This window comes from Prevotella sp. HMSC073D09 (genome assembly GCF_001814145.1).
GTDB lineage: Bacteria > Bacteroidota > Bacteroidia > Bacteroidales > Bacteroidaceae > Prevotella > Prevotella conceptionensis.
This window is the reverse complement of the sequence record NZ_KV815097.1, coordinates 34,129-42,421: the sequence shown is the minus strand read 5'-3', so window position 1 is coordinate 42,421 and position 8,293 is coordinate 34,129. Positions and strand designations below refer to the sequence as shown.

Annotated in this window: 6 protein-coding genes; 3 read left to right on the top strand and 3 right to left on the bottom strand. The window is 45.8% G+C overall.

Features of this window, described 5'->3' with window-relative positions; all coding sequences use genetic code 11:
- Window positions 1-308: 308 nt before the first annotated feature.
- Both HMPREF2955_RS08500 and HMPREF2955_RS08495 read right to left on the bottom strand, forming a co-directional pair.
- Window positions 309-1,583, bottom strand: a complete 1,275-nt coding sequence (locus HMPREF2955_RS08500; protein ID WP_070722645.1) for a M64 family metallopeptidase — start codon at window positions 1,581-1,583, stop codon at window positions 309-311.
- A 213-nt stretch (window positions 1,584-1,796) separates the two neighbouring features.
- Window positions 1,797-2,711: a glucosaminidase domain-containing protein gene (locus HMPREF2955_RS08495; protein WP_070722643.1), complete on the bottom strand. Its 915-nt coding sequence runs from the start codon at window positions 2,709-2,711 to the stop codon at window positions 1,797-1,799.
- 203 nt (window positions 2,712-2,914) lie between these two features.
- Here HMPREF2955_RS08495 and HMPREF2955_RS08490 point away from each other — a divergent pair, with 203 nt between their 5' ends.
- The 3 genes from HMPREF2955_RS08490 to HMPREF2955_RS08480 all read left to right on the top strand — a co-directional run bounded on the left by HMPREF2955_RS08490 (window position 2,915) and on the right by HMPREF2955_RS08480 (window position 7,521).
- The gene (locus HMPREF2955_RS08490; RefSeq protein ID WP_070722641.1) at window positions 2,915-3,298 is read left to right on the top strand and encodes a 2-amino-4-hydroxy-6-hydroxymethyldihydropteridine diphosphokinase; all 384 of its coding nucleotides are present in this window, start codon (window positions 2,915-2,917) and stop codon (window positions 3,296-3,298) included.
- 139 nt (window positions 3,299-3,437) lie between these two features.
- Window positions 3,438-5,399 carry a ribosomal protection-like ABC-F family protein gene (gene abc-f, locus HMPREF2955_RS08485; RefSeq protein WP_070722639.1) on the top strand — a complete coding sequence of 654 codons (1,962 nt, stop codon included), beginning with the start codon at window positions 3,438-3,440 and terminating at the stop codon, window positions 5,397-5,399.
- An 88-nt stretch (window positions 5,400-5,487) separates the two neighbouring features.
- Window positions 5,488-7,521 (top strand): M13 family metallopeptidase, encoded by a 2,034-nt coding sequence (locus HMPREF2955_RS08480; protein ID WP_070722637.1) that lies wholly within the window; start codon window positions 5,488-5,490, stop codon window positions 7,519-7,521.
- Between the two features lie 20 nt (window positions 7,522-7,541).
- On the opposite strand, the gene HMPREF2955_RS15810 is transcribed toward HMPREF2955_RS08480, so the two are convergent.
- Entirely contained in the window at window positions 7,542-7,772 is a 231-nt protein-coding gene (locus HMPREF2955_RS15810; RefSeq protein WP_139145518.1) for a hypothetical protein, read from the bottom strand.
- Window positions 7,773-8,293: the final 521 nt, after the last annotated feature.

The window sequence follows — 8,293 nt, the reverse complement described above, 5'->3', positions numbered from 1 at the left end:
CATAGCCACGTTTTGCCACAGACAAATGGGGCAGTATCTCAGGTTTTTATCGTATCTCCGTCCAGTACTCTGTGCATGAGCAGAATGTTTATCTCGGTTTTACCACACAAAGAAAATAAACTCCACCCAACTTTTATAGAACCATTAAAAGTCAAGACAACTTCAATGTCTTGGTGAAAACGGTTTGTATCGCGGCTACAAACACGCTTGTACGCACACTATAAGCGGCTCGTAGTTACTGTACAAGCGGCTTTATAGTGTAAGTACAAGGGGCTTACAACTTCGTGTTCCAAAGTTGTTTTCTTGGCCTATTTGGTATAGAAATCAATGAACCTTGTTAGGGCTTGCGTACACACGGGGCAGAACTCAGGAAACTCGTTTGTGCGCATCCTGCAATCTTGATAGCCACGATAAACGCCTTTTAGGCTATATCCAGCACCTTCGTAAGCGCCAACTGTTTTCTTATTCTTCTCGGTTGCAGGTGTAGGTATTGGCGTATTCTTCTTAACGAGGTTTTCCCATTTCCCTTTGAAGTTCACTAATGTAGTGAGGTTTTCTTCCCAAGGTTCGATGTCGCGTGGGTACATTGAAATGCTTTCGGCCTCGTAGGCATATTCGTCGCCCAGTCCTGCAAAGCTATGTCCAAACTCATGTACAACCACTGGCCTGAACTTCTCGTGGTGGGTCATAGACAGGTTATAAGAGTTGAGGATACCGCCACCGCCATACTTTTCGGTGTTCACCAGCACAATAATATGTTCGTATGGTGTGCCAGCCAACCAGTCGTGTAGTTCGAATAGGTTCAGCGTAGTAAGGTAACGGTCGCTATAAAACGTGTCGAAGTGCGAGTGCAACGCCGTATTTTTCCATATTCCCTTAGAGGGTTCGCTTGTTCCGCTCTCCTTTGAGGGCGATTTCACTGCCACAATGTTAAATCGGTTGCGTGTAGACTTAAATGGTTCGTGGGCAAACAGGGCCTCGGTTGCCGCTTTGGCATCTTTTAAGAACACGTCCATTTCTGCATCAGTGTAGCCTTCTGCAACGTAGGCGATGTGGATGCAATGGTTCGGATCGGCTGCCTTCTGGATCGTTTCGTAAGGCGTAACGGATGTTTCGCCTATTTTTCTAATCAAGATGTCCTTTGGAGCCACCGTGTGCGTTAGGCTAGCCACCACCTGTCGGCGGTTGTTTCGCAGGTCGATGGTAATCTCCACCGTGTCTTTTGGCATTGGAATGAGGAACACATTCTCGAAAGACTTGGACGACGACTTGGCCTCGTCGTAGGTAAGCCATTCTTGAAACAGCGTTGAGAAAGAGTTGCGGTAAATCACTTGCTTGTCTTTCTTCCGCCTAACAGTAATCTGTCCGTTGCCTTCAACAGGTATTTCTGCAAGTTTTTGCCGTTTGCCGTACCATCCAGGCATGACGTTTAGCTTGGCCACAGAAATCTCTTGTTTGTTTACATTCCCAGCAAATGTGTAGTCAATGCGCAGGGTTCGGTTGTCAAACTCGTCGTCGAATCGTTGCGACCACGCAGTCAAAGTGCTCGCCAAAGCGAGAATTGATAGTAGTAGTGTCTTCATTTTATAGTATGATGTTAAACGATAATAATTGTCTAGAATTGTTAGGTGTAGGCAGATTGCCGCATGGTGTGGCTGCTTGTTGGCGTTTGCGGTTCGGGCCAAATGTGCAACGTGTGAACTACGGCACTGCTATTTGTGGCAAACAATGCGCTTACGCCCGCACTATGGGGCGTAAGCTGTTGGCGTTTGGTTGCCCATTGCGCAGGGTGGCTTTTAATAAACCCTTAACACAGCACCAACCTTTATTTGGTAATCTTCGGGCAAGTCGTTCATCTTGTACAGGCTCTTCACGCGAATGCCGTACTTCTGTGCGATGTCGTACATGCTCTCTCCAGGTTTAACCACGTGTGGCTTGTCCTTGAATTGTTTCTCTGCATGCTTACGCTTCTTTTTGAGATAGATGATGTCGCCTTCGGCCAGCACGTCATTCTTAGAACGTTCGTTGGCTTTGGCAAGCGACCTAGCCGAAAGTTCCAGTTCTTCGGCCAACGACTTAAAGGTATCTCCTCGTCTTGCTCGGAGATAGTAGTTGTCGTTGTACTTGTATATCGGATGCAGGCGCATATTGCTGCTGCCAGGCAGATAGTTGCCTGCATGTTTGGCAAAGAACTTGTCGTAGTCTTTTGCCGAGTCGTACAAGTATAGCTTATAAAGCTCAATTACATTAATCAGTTTCGTGGCATAACCAGGGTCTGTGGCATATCCGCATGCCTTTAATCCCTTGGCCCATCCGCGATAGTCGTTAGGCGCGAGTGCAAAAAGCGACTTGTAACGGTCGCGCTTTAAAAACTGGCTATGGTCTTCGTAGCTTTCTTTCGCACTTTTGTACGACCTAAAACATTCGTTTTTGGCATCGTCGTCGTGGTAAGTCTTACGTCCTGTCCAGTCGTGACACTTAATGCCAAAGTGGTTGTTGCCCTTTTTTACCAGTGCGCCCTGTCCTGCGCCGCTCTCCAATAGCCCTTGCGCCAACGTGATACTGGCGGGAATGCGATGTTTGAGCATCTCTTCGATGGCCAGATCCTTATATTGACTGATGTAAGTTTGGTACACCGAATTCCACCGCAACTGTGCCGAAACGGGGAGAACAAGTGCTATTGTGGTAAGCAGAACAACTATTTTCTTCATATAAAACTGATTTTAAGCACAAAAGTAATGATTATTATTGTAACTTCGCACAGTCGGACAAGCATATTATAGGTATTTCAACCATTCTTCACCTTGTTGCGCCGTTTTTATAAACAATTAGCTATTGCACGAAAAGATTTTGCCTACACTGGCTTATAAATCGCGTTTATTATGTAAATTTGTATGCCTAACATTTTTATCCAATGAACCAACAAACGCATTACATCTTATTAGCCTTGGGGAGCAACGTTGCGGCCGAACAGAATATAGACCATGCCAAAGCACGGTTGTCGGCTGTTTTCCCGCAACTGCGATTTTCGCGTTCGCTTATAACCCCCGCAATAGGCATTGTGTCGCCACCATTTATGAACTGTTTGGCCGAAGGGTATTGCAGTGTGCTGTTGGAAGAGGTAATAGTCGCGCTAAAAGACATTGAGGCGCAGATGGGAAGTGTGTCCGAAGAGCGGAAGAAAGGCATTGTGAAGATAGACATTGACTTGTTGCAGTTCGACGGTACGAAACGTAAAGCAGACGATTGGGGTAGGGATTATATTCAATTACTACTTAATGAGTTAAGCTGTAAATAAGAAATTAATGCTTAAACAGCAAAACAACCAACTGCATTTGGCAAACAATAAAAATGTAGTTGTAGCTAAGCTAATCCTAAAACAAACGTCCATACTTTCAAACAAAATGATTAACTTTGTGCGAGTAAATAGTAAATAAATGATTTCAGTTGAAGGTTTAACGGTTGAGTTTAGTGTAAAGCCGTTGTTTAAGGACGTTAGTTTTGTGGTGAACAATCGCGACCGCATTGCTTTGGTTGGCAAAAACGGCGCAGGTAAGTCTACCATGCTCAAAATATTATGCGGAAAACAAAAGCCCACGGCGGGCAACGTGTCGGTTCCTTCGGGAACAACTGTGGGCTATTTGCCACAAGTAATGGTGCTTGAAGACGACACAACGGTTAAAGAAGAGGCCAGGAAGGCCTTTGCCGACAATACGGAATTGAAGGCACGCGTTGAGCAGTTGAACAACGAACTGAGCGAAAGAACCGACTACGAAAGTGAGGATTACATGGCTCTCGTTGAACAATTTACCCACGAACACGAACGTTATCTAATGCTGGGTGGCAACAATTATGAGGCCGAATTGGAGCGAACGCTCATCGGGTTGGGGTTTGATAGAAACGACTTAGACCGCCCCACGAGTGAATTTAGCGGTGGTTGGCGCATGCGTATCGAGCTGGCAAAGATTCTTTTACGCAAACCCGACGTGCTGTTGCTCGACGAACCCACCAACCATTTGGACATCGACAGCATTCAATGGCTCGAACAATTCTTGGCACAGAGCTCTGGCTCGGTGGTACTTGTCAGTCACGACCGTGCCTTTATCAACAATGTAACTAACCGCACGCTAGAAATATCGTGTGGAAAGGTGATTGATTATCGTGTGAAGTACGACGAATACGTTACGCTAAGAGCCGAAAGAAGGGAGCAACAACTGCGCGCCTACGAGAACCAACAAAAGGAAATAGCGGACATGAAAGACTTTATCGAGAAGTTTCGCTATAAACCTACGAAGGCTGTTCAGGTGCAGAGCCGCATCAAACAGTTGGCTAAGATTGTGCCGATAGAAGTAGACGAGGTGGACACTTCGGCTTTGCGATTAAAGTTTCCGCCCTGTTTGCGCAGTGGCGACTATCCCGTTATATGCGACGATGTTCGTAAGGATTATGGCAATCACACCATTTTCGACCATGTTACGTTTACCATTAAACGAGGTGAGAAGGTTGCCTTTGTGGGTCGGAACGGAGAAGGTAAGTCTACCCTGGTGAAGTGCATCCTCAATGAGATACCTTACACGGGCGAATTGAAGATTGGTCACAATGTGCAGATAGGCTATTTTGCACAGAACCAAGCCCAATTGTTAGACGAAAGCCTAACCGTTTTCGAAACGATTGACAATGTGGCGAAAGGCGATATACGCTTAAAGATACGCGACATACTGGGCGCATTTATGTTTGGGGGCGAGGCTTCGGACAAGAAAGTGAAGGTGTTGAGTGGCGGTGAACGGAGTAGGTTGGCTATGATTAAGCTGCTGTTAGATCCTGTTAACTTGCTTATACTCGACGAACCCACTAACCATCTCGACATGCAGTCGAAGGATGTGCTGAAAGAGGCCATCAAAGCGTTCGACGGAACGGCCATCGTGGTTTCTCACGACCGTGAGTTCCTCGACGGATTGGTATCGAAAGTGTACGAGTTTGGCGAGGGTAGGGTGAAAGAACACCTTGGTGGCATATATGATTTTATACGCACTGCGGCCGCAAACCAGCCCGATAACGCCACATCTGCCAACATCGACAGCCTTTTGCATACGGCTGCGCCCGCTCCAACCAAAACGGACGAAACGCCAAAAGCCGATAACGAAAGTTATTCACAGCGTAAAGAGCGGATGAAGAAGGTGAACAAAGCCGAAAAAGCCGTTAAGGAATGCGAGGCACGTATTGCATCGATGGAAAAGCGCATTGCCGAACTTAACGAACTGCTAAGCGACGTGAACAACGCCTCGGACATGACACTCGTGAGCGAATATACCTCCGTGCAACGTGCTTTGGATAGCGAAAACGAAAAGTGGATGGAGCTGAGCCAAACCCTTGAAGAACTGTCGAGGCAGGTGTCGTAGAGGTAGATAGTAGCCCTTTGTCTCGGTGAACATATAAACTAGTACTAAATATTTAATCATCATTATCCAATAACAAAAAAAAGAAATCATGAACATGAAACAAATCTTTCCTGCGCTCTTGATGATGGCCTCGCCCACGTTGGGCATGGCTCAGGGGCAGTCGGGGCTAGTGATGTCAGACCTTGACAAGTCGGTTCGTGCGGCCGACGATTTCTATCAGTTTGCTACGGGCGGTTGGCAAAAGAACAATCCGTTGCCGGCAGCCTATTCGCGCTATGGAAGTTTCGACCGATTGCAAGAAGACAACAACAAGCGCATTAACAACATCTTGGGCGAACTGCTGAAGAAGAAGTTCAAACCGGGTAGCACGGAGCAGAAACTGTCCGACTATTACAAGCTGGCTATGGACTCTACTCGCCGCGAAAAGGAAGGGCTTGCACCTGTTGCAGCCTTGATTGCAGAGGTGGAAGGGGCTAAAACCAAGGCCGACCTTGAACAATTTCAACTTAAAAATGCCGTTTATGGTTACGGCGTTGGTTTCGGTTCGTATTTCGCTGCCGACGAAAAGAATGTGAAGATGAACATCTTGACTATCGGTCAGGGCGGTTTAACGCTTGGTCAGAAAGACTATTATGTGAACAACGACCCCGCCACGGTAGCCATTCGTGAGGCTTTTCGCAAGCACATCGCACGCATGTTCCGCCTTTATGGCTTTAACGAGGCACAAGCCGATGCCCGTCGCGATGCTATTTTCCGCATGGAAACGGCATTGGCGTTGGTGTCGAAGAGCGTAACCGAACTGCGCGACCCACAAGCCAACTACAATAAGATGACCTTAAAGGAATTTAAGGAAAACTATCCCAACATAAATCTTGAAGCAATGGCTAATGCCGAGGGCGTGAAATCGGCCTATATTCAGGAAATGATTGTGGGGCAACCTGGGTTTATGGAGGGCTACGACAAGCTTTATGCAGCCGCAACAGCCGATGACTTGCGCGCACTTATCGAGTGGGACATCATTCAAAGTTCGGCCTCGTACCTCACGAACGAAATTCGTTTGGCCAATTTCGATTTCTTTGGCAAGACCATGAGTGGCCGAAAGGAAGAATATCCGTTGTGGAAACGTGCCACAAACCAAGTGGAAGAGCAGATGGGTGAGGCATTAGGTAAGATGTATGTTGCCCGTTATTTCCCCGAAACGTCGAAGAAGATGATGGAACAGTTGGTGCGCAACTTGCAAATCTCGCTTGGACAACGTATTGATGCACAAACGTGGATGAGCGACACCACAAAAGCAGCTGCCCATAACAAGCTAAACAAGTTCTATGTTAAGATTGGTTATCCCAACAAGTGGATTGATTATAGCAAACTAACCATCGACCCAACGAAGTCGTATTACGAGAATGTGCTTGCTTGCCGAAAGTTCTCGCACGATAGGCACATTCTAACAAGAGCGGGTAAACCCGTTGACCGCGATGAATGGTTGATGACCCCACAAACGGTTAACGCTTACTACAATCCCACAACCAACGAAATTTGTTTCCCCGCTGGTATCTTGCAGCGTCCCTTCTTCGATCCTAAGGCCGACGAGGCTTATAACTACGGTGCTATCGGCGTGGTTATTGGTCATGAGATGACACACGGCTTTGACGACCAAGGTAGGCAATACGATGCCAACGGATATATGAATGATTGGTGGACTGCATCTGATGCGAAAGGATTTGAAGAGCGTGCTAAGCTTTATGCCGACTTCTTCTCGAACATCAAAGTTCTTCCCGATCTCAACGCCAATGGTCAGTTTACGCTCGGTGAAAACCTTGCAGACCACGGCGGATTGCAAGTAAGTTTCTATGCTTTCAAAAATGTTGAGGCAAAAAAACACCTTAAAAACATCGACGGCTTTACGCCCGAACAACGTTTCTTCTTGGCTTATGCTGCTGTTTGGGGACAAAACATCACCGAACAAGAAATTCGTAACCGCACAAAAGCCGACCCGCATGCGCTGGGTAAATGGCGTGTAAATGGCGCTTTGCCCCACATTGATGCCTGGTACGAGGCTTTCGGTGTGAAAGAAGGCGACAAGTTGTTTATCCCTAAGAGCCAACGTTTGTCGCTCTGGTAAAGTGATAAGACCGTAAACACTTAATTTACCGTTGCTCGGTGGGGTGCAGTTAAGGCCAAGTTGGCCTTGCACCTATCGGGCAACGGATTCTTTTTGCAGCCATCTGGCATTGTTTGTCCTCCTGTCTTTACTTTGCGTAATGTTTCTAGTGCAAATTTTAATATTAAAACCGTCTTGACTTTTAATCTTTCAATAAATTGATAGTTGTTTGTTATCTTTGTGGTGCCAATATAAGATAGATATTTCTTCATATACGAAGTGTAGGATAAATCAACTCACTGGCTTATACATTCATGAAAAACCAACAACTTCCAAATACATCAACTCAACGACTTAGAAACACAACAACTTATCAACTTGCAAACTCAAGAACTCATAAACTTATCAACTCATCAACTCATCAGCTCACAAGCTCACAATCTCATCAATTCAGTTTGTTGTTTTTATTTTACAATCGCCCTTTAATTTTCACTCCGTTCTAGCGAAAATATAGGTTAAAAAGTAGGTAGATCGCCACTATTTTTAGCTTTTCACGTCTCTTGTTTTGTCTATTTTTAGGTACAGAGCCTGCATTTTGCACCATTTTACCTTTCTAGTTTGGTTGCAAGCTTGTATTTTTTCATGCCCAATTACATGCTTTTAGCCGCTAAAATCCCACTTTTTAACGTCCATTTTCCCCTTTTCAGCCATGTTTTTAATGGGTTATGAAGGTTATAATTATACAATTGCAGTGCATTCTTATGCTTTTCATCTTGCATTTAGCACCATTTTG

Coding starts and splice junctions, on each gene's coding strand:
- HMPREF2955_RS08500 (WP_070722645.1), bottom strand. CDS start 1,583: ATGAAGACACTACTACTATCAATTCTCGCTTTGGCGAGCACTTTGACT.
- HMPREF2955_RS08495 (WP_070722643.1), bottom strand. CDS start 2,711: ATGAAGAAAATAGTTGTTCTGCTTACCACAATAGCACTTGTTCTCCCC.
- HMPREF2955_RS08490 (WP_070722641.1), top strand. CDS start 2,915: ATGAACCAACAAACGCATTACATCTTATTAGCCTTGGGGAGCAACGTT.
- abc-f (WP_070722639.1), top strand. CDS start 3,438: ATGATTTCAGTTGAAGGTTTAACGGTTGAGTTTAGTGTAAAGCCGTTG.
- HMPREF2955_RS08480 (WP_070722637.1), top strand. CDS start 5,488: ATGAACATGAAACAAATCTTTCCTGCGCTCTTGATGATGGCCTCGCCC.
- HMPREF2955_RS15810 (WP_139145518.1), bottom strand. CDS start 7,772: ATGAAGAAATATCTATCTTATATTGGCACCACAAAGATAACAAACAAC.